Here is a 15,808-nt window from a genome sequence, read left to right as displayed (position 1 = left end):
AAGTGGGTGCGGAGCTTCGTTTGCGCGGCCGCTGCTAGTGGCTCACCGAGCGTGTGGGGTATGGACGAACGATGAAAGGAATTCGTACCTAGCCCCACGCTCGAGGCAGGCCGGTGTGACCGAGGCGCTATTCCTGGACGATCACCGGGTCGCCGACGTTGACGTGGTTGTAGTACCACTCGGCGTCCTCGGGGCTCAGGCTGATGCAGCCGTGGCTGACGTTCTCGAGGCCCAGGGAGGGGACGGCCCAGGGGGCCGAATGCACGAACAGGCCGCGGCTGGTGATGCGGACGGCGTAATTGACCGTGAGCAGGTAGCCGTTGGGATCGTCGACGGGAATGCCGACGCTGCTCGAATCCATGGTCACCGCAGGCTCTTTCGAGAGAACGGTGTACGAGCCGACCGGCGTCGCGTATTCCGGCCTGCCCAGCGAGGCCGGCATCACGCCCTGCTCCCCGAAGTGCGGCCGGTGATGCGGCGCCGGGAGTTGGGTCGGCGGTCCCGCCTCGGCTCCGTCGATGCTCACGGTGAACGTGTGCTGCGAGATGCTCGCCACCCCGATGACGGCGGGACCCGTCTTGATCTCCGAGGTCGCCTGGCCCACCGTCAGCGCAATTGTGCTGTGCGCCGGCCAGTATCGGTCCGGCACCCATTGGACGACCTTGTTGTCGAGCCACTCGAACTTGCCGGTCATCGCGGGCGTTGACTTGACCTCGACGGCCCGCTCGGCCGCCCGTCGGTCGGCAACCGGTGCGCGGAACGTCACCACCACGGGGTGCGCGACACCCACCACTTCGCCGCGCGCCGGTGAAACCGACGCGATGGCAGGCCCATGCGACTGGTTGGCCGCCGCCAGGCTTACGCCCGTCGGCGCCACGACCACGCTTGTGGCGACCCCGACGAACGCAAGAACACACCGAACACCCGTCCGCATGGCCCCATTTCCCTTTTAACTGACATAGTTGCAATAGGGATGATAAATGGCGTCTGACCTGCGAAAGCGCAAGGGCACGTGGATATTTGGCCACGCGTCGGTCACATTTTGGCTACGGCACGTTTGGTCCGGCGATGTGGCTTGCGGGTCCGTGACTAGACACCTGGGAACGCCAGCCTTCGAAGGCGGCGACCGCGAGCTCGGGTTGCGACCACGACAGGCCGAGCGCTCACCGCCGGTATGGGACTTCTCACGGATGGTTGGTGAATTTTCAGCGCGCTTCGTCCGCACTAGTGTTCTTGTCTTGACGCTGGCTTAACGGCAGCGCGGCACGTCAATCAGTTGCAGGAGTAACGGTGGGTGATCTCGACGTCAATGCGAGCGGGCGCGTCAATTGAAGGTTGGGCGTGGCGGTAACTGGTGCGGCGGCGTCAAGACGTCTGCCCATATAGACCGCATTTGCGACCGGGCGCCCGCGGGGACGTGATGTAGTTGCGAACGGCTGCAGACGCGGTGCAACGCAACGGCATTGACGCAGTCGAGGAAACACCGAGATGCGACCGTGACCCAAGACGTTGATCCACGCGTAATCAAGCAAGTTGGCGACGGCTGGCGGCAAGTTCACGAAGAGGTGGCTGCCGCGGTTACCCGTCTTGCAGGCGTGCTCCAAGGCTCGGCCGGGATGGCTGGAACCGACAACGGCGCGCATGCGTGGGCGGCAAAATATGATCCGCTATCTGGCGGCCGCGACGGTGCCGCCGGACTCATGGAATGTGCTTCTGCCGTCGTTAACGCCGCGGGGCAGGTCACCGACCTTCTGTACGCGACTGCGGTCAATCATGAAAACGCCGATCAGCAATCCGCGCTGAACAATCAGACTCCGCCCGCCGTTCCTCCCCCGAAAATTCCCATCTTCTTGGAGCCTGAAATCCCGTCGGCAGAAGGTGGTCACGGCGATGTTCCTGCATGGTGGCATACCATCCAGGCATACGTGCAGGGGGAACTCTGGCCTAATGGTCATCAAGACCAGTTGCACAATGCCGCCCAGGCGTGGCGCAGTGCGGCGGCGAGTTTCCGCGCAGCGGCGTTCTTAGCAAACAGTTCGACACCACATTTGGCCAATCAAAAATCGCCCGAAATCCCAGCCGCCATCGCGAATTGCAACCAAACGCGGGACGCGATGAACTCTGCTGCTGACGGTTGCGGTACTGCGGCCACAGCTTGCGATGACTATGCATCAGCGATCGACGACGCCCATCACAAGATCATTCACGAGATGGAAGTGCTGGGAGCCACAGTCGCGGTTACAGAAGTTCTCGCAGCGGTGCTGATTCCTTTCGCCGCTGGAGCCAGTGAAGCAGTGTCAAAGGTGGTCGATGTCAGTAGGTTGGTCGCCACCGGGGCCCGCATCGCGAGGTTATCCGAGCTTTTCGGGTCGCGGCCGAACTGTCATCTCTGCCTACCGTCAGCGCACTCGGCGCTGCTGCTCGCTCCATAGCTGAATTGGGCCCTCTTCTCGCGGCGCGTTCCACGATCTTCGCCGCTGAGACGGCAGGACGGGGCGGCGGCGCCGGCGCGATTGATGGGGCGCAGGCAGCAAAGCTCTCGCAAGAAAGCGTCAGGGACAAACTTGAGAGGTACCTGCTTAATCCAGATCACGAAGCAGGGGGGCCGAAGGCGAAGTGGTTCGAACAAGCGTTAGGTTTCACACGACAGAATGAATCCGACCTTGCTAAGCAAATCGTCTTTGATCCAAACAAAGCTGTTGAAACTGGCATCACGCAGTATGGCACCAAATACAACCAAGTAATATCCATTACGGGAGCAAACGGAAAGATCATCGATGTTACGTTCGCTTGGATATGTAGAGATGATGGTGTCGTCCGCTTGGTGACTGCGATTCCTACTAGCAAATGAGGGGACGTCAGGCCATGAAACCCCAAGAGTACGACGTGATTAAGTTGCTGCGGCCTCTGCCGGAACACAACCTTCCCGTAGGTTCACGCGGGACCGTCGTCATGGACTACACGACGGATTCGGATAGCAAGCTCCCGCCGGCATATGAAGTGGAATTTTCAGATGCCGACGGCATCACCCAAGCCTTGGTGACACTCACCGAAGATGACTTGGAAGTGGTGTGGCGTCCGGCTCAAGATGGGTAGGTGACCTGACCTGCTCGGTTAAACCGCGGAGCCGTCTTGGTCCTGATCGAGGGCCCGGCCGCTAATTTTGCTTCAAGTCTGCTCTGCCAGGGTCATGGCCACATGGCCGTATTGTGTTGGGCTACACCGATATAATTGCGATGCGCCATTTCAGCGTTCTCGCGTAATTCGGCAAGGCCTTCGCGCATCTGCTTGTCCGCTGCTACCCACCTTTGGTGATATTAATGCTCAGCCTCGGCGCCCTGCCCCAGCCAGGCGCCGTGCAACTCGGCTACGCATTCGTCCACGGCGGTCGCAATCTGCTCTGCTTGCGCATTAAACTTCGCCAGCCTGTCGGCGAAATGCAGCAAGGTCGCTGAATCAACCGTGTACCGGCGGCTCACAGTGTTGGATCCTTTACGGCTAGCGCCGCGAATGCTTTGGCGGCGACCGTCTCGTGATCGAGCATGAGGTCCAGTGAGCGCAGCAACAGCTGTGAGTGTTCAGACAAGAGCCTTGCGACGGCCGTTGCTCCTTGGTGCCACTCGTCCCACGGTGGCTGGAAAGCCGATGCGGCAACGCCCCGCCATGTCGAGGACAAATCGCTCCAGTCACGAGTGATGCTCTCGAGTTCGGCGTGTAGGTCATCGGCTTGGTTCGTCAGAATCTGTGCGGCGGACGCCATTGCTTCCAACCTCATCGTCAGTTCGCCAGCCATGAGACCCCTTCCGCTGCTTGGATACACCTAAGCGACTCGTGGCCTGCCATACAACTCACCGATCCCGCGATGCACGATCGGCGACTGTACCGGGGGTCAATGTTGGCGATGCGGCCGCGCTAAACGCAGTGGTTGCACATCTGGCATCGGGGGTCACCCCCACCAAAGGGTCGCACGTAAAGGCCGCACCGCAGCTCAATGTGGGGCCGATGACGGGAATCGAACCCGCGTATTCAGCTTGGGAAGTCGATTCGGGACGTTCGAGGCGGTCCCGCACAGATCTGTAGACGTTGCTGACATGCGCAAAGCATTCGCAGAAGTCTGCCGGCGTACGGTTCAGTTTGGCTCGGTTGTGACAACGTCGTGACGGCGGGAGCTGCAACGGAGCCCGATAGCGATCCAGGTACATTCACAAAATGTGCTATATTCACAGCCGTTGTGAATATGCCGCAAATCGTGAATATTGCAGGTCCTCTGGAGAGGACCGCCCTCAACATACTTCGAGACATCCCTGGGGTGACTGCGGAGGCAAGGCTGGGCGGTGACCGACGGGCTGACGTCGTACTGCGCGCGGGCGATGTGTCCCACATCGTTGAGCTGAAAGCGCAGCGCACGATCAACGCCGCCGATGCGCGCGCCCTGATCGATCACGCCCGCACACTGCCCGCAGCGACGCATCTCCTGCTGGTTGCCCGGACGACGACCGAGGAGGCCCGTCGGCTCCTGCAGGACGCTGGTATCGCCTTGATCGATGCGGAAGGCAACATGCGCGTTGACCTTCCCGGGATTTTTCTGTGGACCGAAGGGCGCGCATCGCATGCGACACGCGACAAGCAGAGCGAGCCGCCGGTCAAGCTCACCGGTAAGGCAGGTGTTGCCGCGCAAGCCCTCTTGCGTGAGCCGCAACGCTGCTGGCAAGTAAACGATTTGGCCGCCGAGGCCGACATCTCGGCCGGCCTGGCGCACCGCGTACTGTCGCGCCTAGAACGGGACAGTCTCATCCAAGTCGAAGGCACTGGCCCTAAGCGCATCCGTCGCGTCTCGAACCCCACCGCCCTGCTCGACCTCTGGGCCGAAGAGATGCACGATCGCCGTGTAAATCAGGTTCGTGCGTTCCGCCTCGCGCGCGACGCGCGCGCTCACGCTAAAACCCTTAGTGCCTTGCTCGAAGCGGCTGATATCACTCACGCAGTCACTGGGCCAGCCGGCGCGGCGCGCCTAGCGCCATTTGTCACATCTGTTCCAGTCGTGGACATCTGGATAACGCAAGCCATTGCCCTCGACGCAGCTGCGGGAGCAGTGGACGCCGAGGTCGTTCAAGAAGGACACAACGTGCTACTACGACAGGAGGCCGCGGACGCACCGCTTGTTTTCCGCTCCACCGTTGACGATGTTTGGACTGCCAATCCGTTCCGGCTATACCTCGACCTGCGCAAAGATCCGCGGCGCGGACGAGAGCAGGCCGACCGACTCCGTGACGAGGTGATCGGCTTTTGAGCAGGCAGCACCAAAGCGATTACGACGAAGAGACGACAGCGCGTTGTGAACGGGCGCTCGTGACACTACTGGGCGACATCGGTCCGTGGAGCAAACGCGTCTACCTCGCCGGTGGGCTCGCGCCCCGCTACATTGTCGGCAGCCTTCCCGAGGGGGCCCGCCCCCACGTCGGTACGACGGACGTCGACCTTGTAATCGGTCTCGCGGTCGAGGACGAAAGCGATGAGGCGTACCGGACGCTTGAGAACAACCTAAAGAAGGCTGGCTTCAAGGCGCAGAACTCGTTCCGCTGGTCCAAAGACGTGCAGGGCGCCACCATCATCGTGGAATTCCTTTGCGAGACTGACCAAGTCGAGGCAGGCAGGATCTTCAGACCGAAGCAGGGCACTGGATCAGGACTCGGCGCCTTCAACGTGCGTGGGGCTCAACTAGTCACCAGGGACTACATCGAACGCGAAATTGAAGCAGATCGACTTGATGATGGTGGACGGTCACGGGTGTCTGTGCGTGTGGCCAATATCCTCGCTTATACGGTCCTCAAGATTCTGGCCTTTCAGGACCGCCATGAAAACAAGGACTCATACGACCTCGTGTACTGCTTACTGAATTTCGGGGACGGTCCGGAGGACGCGGGCCATGCCGCGGCGCAGAGCGCAATCCATGCAGACGCGCAGGTACGAGACGCATTGCGCCTGCTCGCAGAAAGGTTTTCCGCAGTCGATAATGACGGCCCGCACGCGTACGCAGGTTTTCTCGCCGAAGACGGCGACGCAGATGAGGCAGCACGTCTTCGCCAAGAGGCAGTCGCCGTGGTCCGGACCTTCCTGACGGCAGCCAACCTCTAAGCCAGCTTCCGGTACCTGCCTCTCGTGCGCCCGGAGTCTCGCCTGTGTTCACCACCAATGACCGCGACGCACCGGCACTTCGCGCACTGGCAGCTCCCAAGGCGCCAAGGGTCGGTCTATCAGCGGACGGATCGTCTCCGGCCGTATCCGCTCCTCGTGGTGCTCACGCATACGCATAGCTGCGTGGACGTCGTGCTTTCGAAGAAGGCCAACCAGAGTCGCTACCAGGACGTCAAGTCGCTGTGCCTCAGCCTCAGCCGGCAAGCAGCCGCTCAACCAAGGTCACTGAGCGGTGCCCGCACCACGCACGAACCAATTCGTGCTTGGGCCGTATGCGCTTGCGGTACCACGCGAACTCGTCTTCAGGCGAAGTCAACTGCTTACCCAAACCGTCGTACGCGTCACGCTCCCGTCCGCGTTTGCAGTCTTGCCGCGATTCAGCCTCCTCGGCCATAACGGCATCGAGCAAAGGCACCGGATTCGCTGCGGTGACATATTCGGCGACCAACAGCGTGCCGGCCGCGGACAGCTCGAGCTCACCGGCATTCTCAAACCACTCGACATGTGCTGCCAGTTCGCGCGCAACTCGTCGAAGACCTGAACCGTGCTCCACGGGCCATGAAGTCGCGAGCCGGGTACATTCTCGCGGCGCCCGGACTTCGTGCCATCGAGAAATTCGACATCGACGCGAATCGACTGCTTGCGCTTCTCGATGCCAACGACCCGTACTCGCTCCGACGGACCGTAGAAACGCACACGGTCGATCTGTTCGTCGCCCACATCCATGAGGGCAAGCCTCGCAGGCGATTACGGTTCGCGGTGCGGCCAGCCGCGACGGAAGTAGGCAGCCCGCGGGTCGGGCCTCGGCGCCTCCACGAACTTCTTGAAGTCGGCCGTCTCTATGATCCACTGCACTGCTAGGTGCGGCAGGTACCGTTCACCGTCACGAACGTCCCAGAACGCATCATGCGGCCCGGGCCCACCGAGGCGCTCGATTTCGGATTGCGCGAACTCGGATATCGGCATCCAGATCCCGTTCACTAAGACGCGACGGATCTGCTCATGCAGTAGCGGCCACCATTCAGCGATTTCCTTCACTGGTCCTCCAAGGCCTTGCCAGGCGTCGAAGTCGCGCGCAGTGCACCATCTCGAGACCCTCGACTATCTCAGCATTCATCGGCGCATAGGCGGCCCCGACATCAGCTGCACCCAAGCAGCCGACCGAGGGCGTCCTCGTTGATGATGGGGATTCCGTATTCGCGCGCCTTTTTGGCCTTGCCACTCGTCGAGTCGGAATCGGCGGCGATCAGAAGGCGCGTCCTGCGGGTGAGCGAACCGATCATGACCACACGGTCGTAGTGATTGGCATCGAACCCGGTGGTTCGAAATCGAGGAATGCAAAGCCGGCCACGTCCACGCCCTGCTCGTGGCAAACCAACTTCTATAGGTTAGACGAGTATTCATATTATGTTTTGACGTTGTGGCAAATCTCGCGCCGCGAAGCCAGGCGTAGCGCACAGCCTTGGGCGGACCGGGGGAGGTGATCAGTTCGAGCGGTTGCGCGTAAGACGACCACGAGTTGTCAGCCAGGCGTTGAACGACATCATTGCGTCGACGTAGTTGTCGAGGCGATGAAACTGGTGGGGTCTGACCTGGTCACAGTGGAGCCGATGACGGGAATCGAACCCGCGTATTCAGCTTGGGAAGCTGATGTTCTGCCATTGAACTACATCGGCACAGTCGCCTCAGCAGGCTAGCATCCGCCGGTGGTCGCGCTCGCCCGAGCGGGGGCCTGACCTCCCCCTCCCGATTAAGAGCGCAGCCGCGAAATCTAAGACGCCTATCTAACTATTCTCATAACGCTCAGATTTATTATTTCGTTATCGCAACGTAATGTGCTCCGGGTGGGTCGACACGAATTAGCCAGGAAGCGACGTAAACCGTCGGTGGCCCTGGCAGCAGTGCTCGCCCCCGCGGCGGTGTTCTTCGCGGTGTCCGCCGACGTGCATCCATCTGCGCCCCACAACCAGGCCAAACCCGTTATCAGCGAGCCCGCCCCCTGTTGCGTGCAAATCGTGACAGCCGCGTCGAAGCGGCCCGCTAAAGCGCTGGTCGACGGCGAGCCCGCCGCGGCATCGCGCTACCACACGCGATCGCGCTTCCTGCCCGCCGGCGTCGCGCCGGAGCAGGGCCTCCAGGTCCGCACGATCTTGGTCGAGCGCAGCATCAGCGCGGAGTTCCCCCAGATCCACGAGATCGGTGGGGTGCGGCCGGATTCGCTGCCCTGGCATCCCCGCGGGTTGGCGCTCGACGTCATGATCCCCAACCCCGACAGCGCCGAGGGCATCGCGCTGGGCAACTCGATCGTCGCCTACGTGATGCAGAACGCCGCCCGGTTCGGGATCCAGGATGCGATCTGGCGCGGCGTCTACTACACCCCCGGCGGAGCGCAGGCCAGCCGGCTGGGCCACTACGACCACGTGCACGTCACGACCACCGGCGGCGGATATCCGACCGGCGACGAGGTCTATCTCCGCTGAACCCGCTGCGCAGCAGATAGGCTCGTCGCGTGCTGCTCTCCGATCGCGACCTCAGGGCCGAAATCAGCGCCGGGCGGTTGGGTATCGACCCCTTCGACGACGCCCTGGTGCAGCCGTCCAGCATCGACGTGCGCCTCGACTGCATGTTCCGGGTGTTCAACAACACCCGCTACACCCACATCGACCCGGCAAAGCAACAGGACGAGCTGACCAGCTTGGTCGAACCCGTTGAGGGGGAGCCGTTCGTGCTGCATCCCGGCGAGTTCGTGCTCGGCTCGACGCTGGAGCTCATCACCTTGCCCGAGGACCTCGCGGGACGGCTGGAGGGCAAGTCGTCCCTGGGCCGTCTCGGCCTGCTGACGCACTCGACCGCCGGTTTCATCGATCCCGGCTTCAGCGGTCACATCACCCTCGAGCTGTCCAACGTCGCGAACCTGCCGATCACGCTGTGGCCGGGCATGAAGATCGGCCAGCTGTGCATTTTGCGGTTGACCAGCCCGGCCGAACATCCTTACGGCAGTTCGCGAGTGGGTTCGAAGTACCAGGGCCAGCGAGGACCCACGCCGTCGCGCTCCTATCAGAACTTCATATCGTCTACATAGGTTCTGCGGGGCCCGCTCGCCCCCGTTCTGCGCGATACTTAGTTAGCCATGGTTTTTACCTCCGCCTGGCCGTGGTCCACCGCAATGCCTTTGGAGGGGTTTGTTTTGGATATCGTGCTCGGGGTGTCGATGGCACCGTCGTCGATCCAAATGGTTGTCCTGCAAGGCGAATACGCCGACGGCGCCACGGTTGAAGAGGACGCGATCGACGTTACCGCCGCCGATGACGCAGCGACCGCGAGCGCGCCCGATCGAGTGATCTCGGCCATCTTGGGTACCCGCGAGGGCGCCGCCGATGCCGGCCTCGAGCTGTCGTCCATCGGGGTGACGTGGACCGATCAATTCCAAGCGGCGGCTCTGCGCGACGCGCTGACCGCTCACCGGCTCGACAACGTGATGCTGGTCTCGGCGTTTCTTGCTGCGGCGGCGCTGGCGCAAAACGTCGGCGGCGCAATGGGTTACGAACGCACCGCGGTGCTCCTGGTGGAGCCCGATACCGCGACCCTGGCGGTGGTCGAGACGTCCGACGGCTCGATCCCGGATGTCTACAAGCAGCGGATCCACGCCGAGTCCTACGGCGCCGCCGCCGAGCAACTCGGCGCGATGGTCGCCTCGCTGGAGAAGCTGGAACTGGTGCCGGGCGGCCTGTTCGTGGTCGGCTCGGGCGTCGACGTCGCCCAATTGAAGCCGGCCCTGGAGTCGACGACGGTGCTTGACGTGAGTGTGGCCGAGGACACGGCGCTGGCCCGCGGGGCGGCGCTGGCGTCGGCGAACGCGCCGCTGTTTGCCTCCTCGACCGCCGCGCTGGCCTATGCGCAGGACCCCGGTACCGGCGCGGTCGACCAGCACTCCCTGCCCGAATACCTCTATGTTCCCTTCGGTCCCGAGGCCGACGACGAACTCGCCTACAGCGCGGTGGGGGATGACGACGCCGACTCGCCGACCGTGGTCATTGAAAGGCTTTTCCTTCCCGAAGAGAGCCAGCCGCAGCGGCGGCCGGCCTTGCTGATCGGGAGCGGGCTGGCCGTCGCCGCCATCAGCGCGGTGTTGGCGCTCGAGATCGCGCTGGCGATCGGCATCCGCACGACAGGAACCGTCGCGTTGCAGCCCACGCCGAACCAGCACCTCATCGTTCCCACCGAGCAAGCGCCGGCGCCGGTGCAGGCGTCCGCGCCGGAGCCGAAGATCAGCCTGCCGGCGCCGGTGGCGGCACCCAAGCCCTTGAACCCGCCGGTCGCCGTGCCGTTGCCCGCGGCTCCGCCGCCGGAAGCCCCGCCCGTTCCGGCGGCCCCGCCGGTGATTCCTGTTCCTGTCGTGGTTCCGCCGGTTCCGGTTCCGGTGCCGGTCCGCATCCCGGTTCCCAACCCGGTGGTGAGGCCTCCGCTGTTCGAGGCCCCGCCGCGTCTGTCGATCCCTCAACCGGTGCTGCCCCAACCGCCGGTGCGTGTCCCTCAGCCGCCGACGCCGCCGAAGGCCGGCGGCACCGTTCCGCAGTCGCCGCCGCACCAAACGCCTCCCGGTGAAGGCACCCCGCCCAAGCCGGGCGCTCCCGGTAACTCCGGCGGCGGGCATGTGCCGACGCCGGGTTCGGGTGGTTCGGGTGGTGGGCATGTGCCGACGCCGGGCTCGGGTGGTTCCGGCGGCGGCCACGTGCCGACGCCTGGCTCGGGTGGTTCCGGTGGCGGCCACGTTCCGACGCCCGGTTCGGGTGGTTCCGGTGGTGGCCACGTTCCGACGCCTGGCTCGGGCGGTTCGGGTGGCGGCCACGTTCCAACGCCCGGTTCGGGTGGTTCCGGTGGTGGCCACGTTCCGACGCCTGGCTCGGGCGGTTCGGGTGGTGGCCACGTTCCGACGCCCGGTTCGGGTGGCGGCCACATCCCGACGCCCGGCGCGGGCGGACCGGGTGGGCTCGGAGGCGGGCACGCCCCTGCCCCCGGCGGCGGACTCGGTGGCGGCCATGCTCCTAACCCGGGCGGCGGCTTAGGCGGCTTCGGCGGCGGTCACAGCGGCGGCGGACTTGGCGGCGGTCACGCACCAGCCCCCGGTGGCGGCTTCGGCGGCGGCCACAGCGGCGGCGGATTGGGCGGTTTCGGTGGCGGTCACGGCGGTGGCGGCGGCTTTGGCGGCGGTCACGGCGGCGGTGGCGGCGGCCACAAATAACCTCGGTTCGTCGAACCTCCCGACGCCAAGCGGCGCCTACGACATGGCTTCGGCAACCACGGCCACCGATCACGCAGCACGCTAGGGTGGCGTCGCGAACCCCCAAGCGGCGCCGGTACAGCTGTTCTGGCGCGGCACAGCAACCAACCGTCGGGCGATTTGGAGGAGCGGTGGAGGTCGTACTCGGTGTGTCGATGGCACCTGAGACAGTCCGCATGGTCCTCGTCGAAGGTGCGGCCGCCGGCGGGGTGACCGTCGATCAGGACGGCTTCGACGTCGTCGGCGACACGACCCCTGCCGCCGCCGCCGATCACATCGTCGCGGCCATTCTCGGCACCCGGAACAGTGCGGCCCAGGGCGGTTACCAGCTCAAATCGAGCGGGGTGAGCTGGACCGATCCGGTCAAGGCGGCGGCGCTGCGAGATGTGTTGGCGGCGCGCAGGATTGAGGACGTGACGCTGGTCTCGGCGGTGATGGCCGCCGCGGCGCTGGCACAGGCGATGGGCAGCGCGACCAACTGGGCCCGCACCGCGTTGCTGCTCGTCGAACCCACCAGCGCGACCCTCGCGGTCGTCGACACCTCCAACGGGGCGGTCACCGACGTGCATCGGCACCCACTGCCCGGCCGCGATGACGTCGCGCTGGCGAAGCTGACCGCGATGGTCTCGGGTGCCGAATCGATGAGGGCGCGACCGGACGGAGTGCTCCTGGTCGGCTCGGACGTGGACATCCCGTTGATCAAGCCAACGCTCGAGGCCGCGACGTCACTCTCGGTGACCACGCCCGAGGAACCCGAGATGGCCCTGGCCCGCGGCGCCTCGCTGGCCGCGGCCAACGCGCGTCTGGGGGCGCCGCGGACGATCACGATGCCTTCCGCGCGGATTTCCTCGACCGCGGCGGCCGGGTCCGCCCGTGACGTCGACGCGCGCGACACCTCGTCCCGCGAGCGCCGCAGCCGAAAACCGGCGGCCGCGGTCGTCGGCGTGATGATCATTTTCGTCACCGGCTTCGTGGCGTTGGCGCTGGCGCTGGTCTTCGGTAGCGGTCCGGACGCGGACCAAGCACCGGATGTCAGCACGACCGTCGTCGCGCCGAAGGGCCCACCGCCCCCGAACGCCGGACCGCCGGCACCGTCACCCCCGCCGTCGGCCCCTGCACCGGCGACGCCCGAGACGCCCGCGCCGCCCTCGCCGCATTCCGGCGACCACGAACACTGGGACGACTGGCTGCACCGCCATTTGGGGCCCCAAATTCCGGTCCCGTAGTCCGGTCCCGGGCGGGTTCCGGCCCACCCCCAGACCGCCGATCACGCGTAAAATCGGGTTACAAGGGGAATACGGAGGGGACTCAGCGACGTCGCGCGCCATCATCTCGTGCGACGGCGACGTCCTCACCGGGAATGGGCTAGCAACCGACTATTGGAGGAGCTTTGGACACCGTACTTGGTGTGTCGATGGCGCCGACCGCGGTCCGGATGGTGCTGGTCGAGGGGGAAAACGGCGACGGGGCCACCGTCGATGAAGACAATTTCGAAGTCCCGGCGGCCGCTGACGCAGCAACCGCAACCGCCTCCGACCAGGTAGTCTCCGCAATCTTGGGGACGCGTCAGGGTGCAGCGGAGGGTGGTTACCAACTGGCGTCGACCGGGGTGACGTTCACCGACCCCGTCGAGGCCGCCGCGCTGCGCGACAAGCTCGCCGCCCACAAGGTCGAAAATGTGATGCTGGTCTCGGCCTTCCTGGCCGCGGCCGCGCTGGCCCAAGCGGTCGGCCACCGGACCAACTACGCGCAGACCGCGCTGTTGTACATCGAGCCCGACACCGCGACGCTGGCAGTCGTCGACAGCGCCGACGGATCCATCGCCGACGTCCGGCGCCAGGTCCTCCCCGAAGACGACGAGGCCGCCGTGGCCGAGCTGACCCGCCTGGTCTCCGGCGCGGAGAACATGGAAAGCCGCCCGGACGCCGTGTTCGTCGTCGGCTCCGGCATCGATATCCCGCTGATCAAGCCCGCGCTGGAGGCGGCGACCACCCTGCCGTTGACCGCGGCCGAGGAACCGGACACAGCCCTGGCCCGCGGCGCTGCCCTGGCATCGGCGCATGCGCCGCTGTTCGCGTCGTCCACCGCCGCCCTGGCGTACGCGCAGGATCCCGGCACGGGTGCGATCAATCCGCTCGCCGTGGCACCCGGCTACTTCGACGCGCCCGGTGACGCGGGGGTGGATGCCCTCGCGTACAGCGCCGTGCCCGACGACCCCGACGAGTTCTTCACCGGCTCGCAGACCGCCGCGACCGAGCTGGTCGGCGCGGACTACCGCGGGCGCAACTTCAAGCTGGTCGGAAGCGCGGTGGCGGCGGTCTTCGTCATCGGCGTGGTGGCGCTGGTCGTCTCATTGGCCATCGCCATCCGCCCGACGGCGAACGTGCGGCCCAGCCCGAATGAGAACGTCGTGGTGGCGCCCACCCGGCCCGCTCCGGCACCCGCGGCCCCGGCCCCGGCTCCTGTCCAGGCGCCCGCGGCTCCCGCGCCCGCCCCGGAGGCCCCGGCCCCCGCCCCGGAGGCCCCGGCCCCCGCCCCAGAGGCCCCGGCCCCGGCCGCCCCGGCGCCCGCGCCGGTGGCCCCCGCGCCCGCTCCAATCCCCGTGCCGGCGGCCCCGCCGCCCGCTCCGCCGCCAGTGGCACCCGTTCCCGTACCGATCCCGCTGCCCATCCCGGGCATCGGTGGTCCGCCCGGCGGCGGGTGGGGCCCCGGTCACGGCGGCGGAGGCCATGGGGACCACGACGGCGGCGGCTTCCCCGGCGGCCCGCGCGGCGGCTTCGGCGGCGGCCACGGTCACGGCGGATTCGGCGGTGGTGGCCCACGCATCAACATTCCGGGCATCCCCGGGATTTAATCCGTCGGCGCAGCGGCTACCCGTCATCTGCCGTTTGTCTCCCGCTTAGCCCGGGGATGCAGTTCGCTCATCGGGGTCGCTTACACCAGTGGTATGCGATGCACCGTGTTCGGCACGGGATACCTCGGTGCCACCCACGCAGTCGGGATGGCGGCACTGGGACACGACGTCCTCGGGATCGACATCGACCCGGGCAAGGTGGCCAAGCTCGCCGGGGGTGACATCCCCTTTTACGAGCCAGGCTTGCGAAAGCTGTTGAACGAGAACCTGGCTGCGGGCCGTCTGCGGTTCACCACCGACTACGACGCGGCCGCCGACTTCGCCGACCTGCACTTCCTGGGCGTGGGCACACCGCAGAAGAAGGGCGAATACGGCGCCGACCTGCGCCATGTCTATGCCGTGATCGACGAGTTGGTGCCCCGGTTGACCAGTTCGGCGGTGCTGGTGGGCAAATCGACGGTTCCGGTGGGCACCGCGGCCGAGTTGCACCAGCGCGCGGCCGCGCTGGCGCCCCGCGGCGTCGACGTCGAAATCGCCTGGAATCCGGAGTTCCTGCGCGAAGGCTATGCCGTACAGGACACCCTGCGCCCGGACCGGATTGTGCTTGGGATCCACCAGGATTCGGCGCGCGCCGAGGCCGCCGTTCGTGAGCTGTACGGGCCGCTGCTGGACGCGGGCGTGCCGTTCCTGGTGACAGATCTGCAAACCGCGGAGCTGGTCAAAGTCTCGGCCAATGCCTTTCTGGCGACGAAGATTTCGTTCATCAACGCCATCTCCGAGGTGTGCGAGGCGGCCGGCGCCGACGTCAGCCTGCTGGCAGATGCGCTCGGTTACGACCCGCGGATCGGACGCCAATTCCTCAACGCCGGTTTGGGTTTCGGCGGCGGCTGCCTGCCCAAGGACATCCGGGCATTCATGGCGCGCGCCGGCGAACTGGGCGCCGACCAGGCGCTGACGTTCCTGCGCGAGGTGGACAGCATCAACATGCGCCGCCGCACCCGGATGGTGGAACTGGCCAGCGCGGCCTGCGGCGGGTCGCTGCTGGGCGCCAACGTCGCGGTGCTGGGCGCGGCGTTCAAACCCGAATCCGACGACGTGCGCGACTCGCCCGCGCTCAACGTCGCGGGGCAACTGCAGCTCAACGGCGCCGCGGTCAACGTCTACGACCCCAAGGCGCTGGACAACGCGCAGCGCCTGTTCCCGACGCTGAACTATGCGGTCTCGGTCGAAGAGGCCTGCGAGCGCGCGGATGCCGTGCTGGTGCTCACCGAGTGGCGGCAATTCGTCGAGCTCGATCCCGACGACTTGGCCGGCGGGGTGCGGGCCCGCGTCATCGTCGACGGTCGCAACTGCCTGGACGTGGCCCGCTGGCAGCGGGCGGGCTGGCGGGTCTACCGGCTCGGCGCGCCGCGACCGTAGGGACGCAAGAGCGGGGCTTTCCGTCAGTCCGATTCCAACCGCTCTCCAGGGATCGGATC

17 protein-coding genes and 1 tRNA gene are annotated in these 15,808 nt (G+C 65.7%); 11 read left to right on the top strand and 7 right to left on the bottom strand.

What is annotated here, in order from left to right; translation table 11 throughout:
- Nucleotides 1-127: 127 nt before the first annotated feature.
- Nucleotides 128-934 carry a L,D-transpeptidase gene (locus AC0KS4_RS22690; protein WP_238957027.1) on the bottom strand — a complete coding sequence of 269 codons (807 nt, stop codon included), beginning with the start codon at nucleotides 932-934 and terminating at the stop codon, nucleotides 128-130.
- Between the two features lie 562 nt (nucleotides 935-1,496).
- Here AC0KS4_RS22690 and AC0KS4_RS22685 point away from each other — a divergent pair.
- From AC0KS4_RS22685 to AC0KS4_RS22675, 3 genes are read left to right on the top strand one after another with little or no spacing between them, the layout of a single operon-like run.
- Complete coding sequence (locus AC0KS4_RS22685; RefSeq protein WP_238957026.1) at nucleotides 1,497-2,432, top strand: WXG100-like domain-containing protein; 936 nt, start codon at nucleotides 1,497-1,499, stop codon at nucleotides 2,430-2,432.
- Nucleotides 2,433-2,437: 5 nt separating this feature from the next.
- Nucleotides 2,438-2,851, top strand: coding sequence for a DUF6883 domain-containing protein (locus AC0KS4_RS22680; protein ID WP_238957025.1), 414 nt, complete (start codon nucleotides 2,438-2,440; stop codon nucleotides 2,849-2,851).
- A gap of 14 nt (nucleotides 2,852-2,865) precedes the next feature.
- Nucleotides 2,866-3,096 (top strand): DUF4926 domain-containing protein, encoded by a 231-nt coding sequence (locus AC0KS4_RS22675; RefSeq protein ID WP_238957024.1) that lies wholly within the window; start codon nucleotides 2,866-2,868, stop codon nucleotides 3,094-3,096.
- 221 nt (nucleotides 3,097-3,317) lie between these two features.
- On the opposite strand, the gene AC0KS4_RS22670 is transcribed toward AC0KS4_RS22675, so the two are convergent.
- Nucleotides 3,318-3,479: a hypothetical protein gene (locus AC0KS4_RS22670; protein WP_238957023.1), complete on the bottom strand. Its 162-nt coding sequence runs from the start codon at nucleotides 3,477-3,479 to the stop codon at nucleotides 3,318-3,320.
- Nucleotides 3,476-3,793 (bottom strand): WXG100 family type VII secretion target, encoded by a 318-nt coding sequence (locus AC0KS4_RS22665; protein WP_238957022.1) that lies wholly within the window; start codon nucleotides 3,791-3,793, stop codon nucleotides 3,476-3,478. Before AC0KS4_RS22665 ends, AC0KS4_RS22670 begins: the two co-directional genes overlap by 4 nt.
- Before the next feature lie 438 nt (nucleotides 3,794-4,231).
- Between AC0KS4_RS22665 and AC0KS4_RS22660 the strand changes: the two genes are divergently transcribed.
- Both AC0KS4_RS22660 and AC0KS4_RS22655 read left to right on the top strand, forming a co-directional pair.
- Nucleotides 4,232-5,290, top strand: a complete 1,059-nt coding sequence (locus tag AC0KS4_RS22660; protein WP_238957021.1) for a hypothetical protein — start codon at nucleotides 4,232-4,234, stop codon at nucleotides 5,288-5,290.
- A complete protein-coding gene (locus tag AC0KS4_RS22655) occupies nucleotides 5,287-6,135 on the top strand; it encodes a hypothetical protein (protein WP_238957020.1) in 849 nt (282 codons plus the stop codon). The genes AC0KS4_RS22660 and AC0KS4_RS22655 overlap by 4 nt, the downstream gene beginning before the upstream one ends.
- Before the next feature lie 253 nt (nucleotides 6,136-6,388).
- Here AC0KS4_RS22655 and AC0KS4_RS22650 read toward each other — a convergent pair whose 3' ends face one another.
- From AC0KS4_RS22650 to AC0KS4_RS22635, 4 genes are all read right to left on the bottom strand, one after another.
- On the bottom strand, nucleotides 6,389-6,748 hold the full coding sequence (locus AC0KS4_RS22650; protein ID WP_238957019.1) for a hypothetical protein: 360 nt from the start codon (nucleotides 6,746-6,748) through the stop codon (nucleotides 6,389-6,391).
- Between the two features lie 194 nt (nucleotides 6,749-6,942).
- Entirely contained in the window at nucleotides 6,943-7,233 is a 291-nt protein-coding gene (locus tag AC0KS4_RS22645; RefSeq protein WP_238957018.1) for a hypothetical protein, read from the bottom strand.
- Nucleotides 7,234-7,334: 101 nt separating this feature from the next.
- A complete protein-coding gene (locus tag AC0KS4_RS22640) occupies nucleotides 7,335-7,478 on the bottom strand; it encodes a hypothetical protein (protein WP_238957017.1) in 144 nt (47 codons plus the stop codon).
- Between the two features lie 319 nt (nucleotides 7,479-7,797).
- Nucleotides 7,798-7,871 (bottom strand) — tRNA-Gly (locus AC0KS4_RS22635).
- Between the two features lie 168 nt (nucleotides 7,872-8,039).
- On the opposite strand from AC0KS4_RS22635, the gene AC0KS4_RS22630 reads away from it, so the two are divergent.
- The 6 genes from AC0KS4_RS22630 (at nucleotide 8,040) to AC0KS4_RS22605 (ending at nucleotide 15,749) form a co-directional block, all read left to right on the top strand.
- Nucleotides 8,040-8,675 (top strand): VldE C-terminal domain-containing protein, encoded by a 636-nt coding sequence (locus tag AC0KS4_RS22630; RefSeq protein WP_238957016.1) that lies wholly within the window; start codon nucleotides 8,040-8,042, stop codon nucleotides 8,673-8,675.
- Nucleotides 8,676-8,704: 29 nt separating this feature from the next.
- Nucleotides 8,705-9,277, top strand: coding sequence for a dCTP deaminase (dcd, locus tag AC0KS4_RS22625; RefSeq protein WP_225330005.1), 573 nt, complete (start codon nucleotides 8,705-8,707; stop codon nucleotides 9,275-9,277).
- A 48-nt stretch (nucleotides 9,278-9,325) separates the two neighbouring features.
- A complete protein-coding gene (locus tag AC0KS4_RS22620; RefSeq protein WP_238957015.1) occupies nucleotides 9,326-11,437 on the top strand; it encodes a DUF7159 family protein in 2,112 nt (703 codons plus the stop codon).
- Nucleotides 11,438-11,607: 170 nt separating this feature from the next.
- Entirely contained in the window at nucleotides 11,608-12,702 is a 1,095-nt protein-coding gene (locus tag AC0KS4_RS22615) for a DUF7159 family protein (RefSeq protein ID WP_225330003.1), read from the top strand.
- A 164-nt stretch (nucleotides 12,703-12,866) separates the two neighbouring features.
- A complete protein-coding gene (locus AC0KS4_RS22610; RefSeq protein ID WP_425326340.1) occupies nucleotides 12,867-14,330 on the top strand; it encodes a DUF7159 family protein in 1,464 nt (487 codons plus the stop codon).
- A gap of 93 nt (nucleotides 14,331-14,423) precedes the next feature.
- Nucleotides 14,424-15,749 carry a UDP-glucose dehydrogenase family protein gene (locus AC0KS4_RS22605; RefSeq protein WP_238957014.1) on the top strand — a complete coding sequence of 442 codons (1,326 nt, stop codon included), beginning with the start codon at nucleotides 14,424-14,426 and terminating at the stop codon, nucleotides 15,747-15,749.
- Nucleotides 15,750-15,808: the final 59 nt, after the last annotated feature.

Source organism: Mycobacterium sp. NTMscope_MAC_12, from assembly GCF_976985675.1.
The sequence above is the reverse complement of the archived record's forward strand: the minus strand, read 5'-3'. Positions and strand labels throughout refer to the sequence as shown.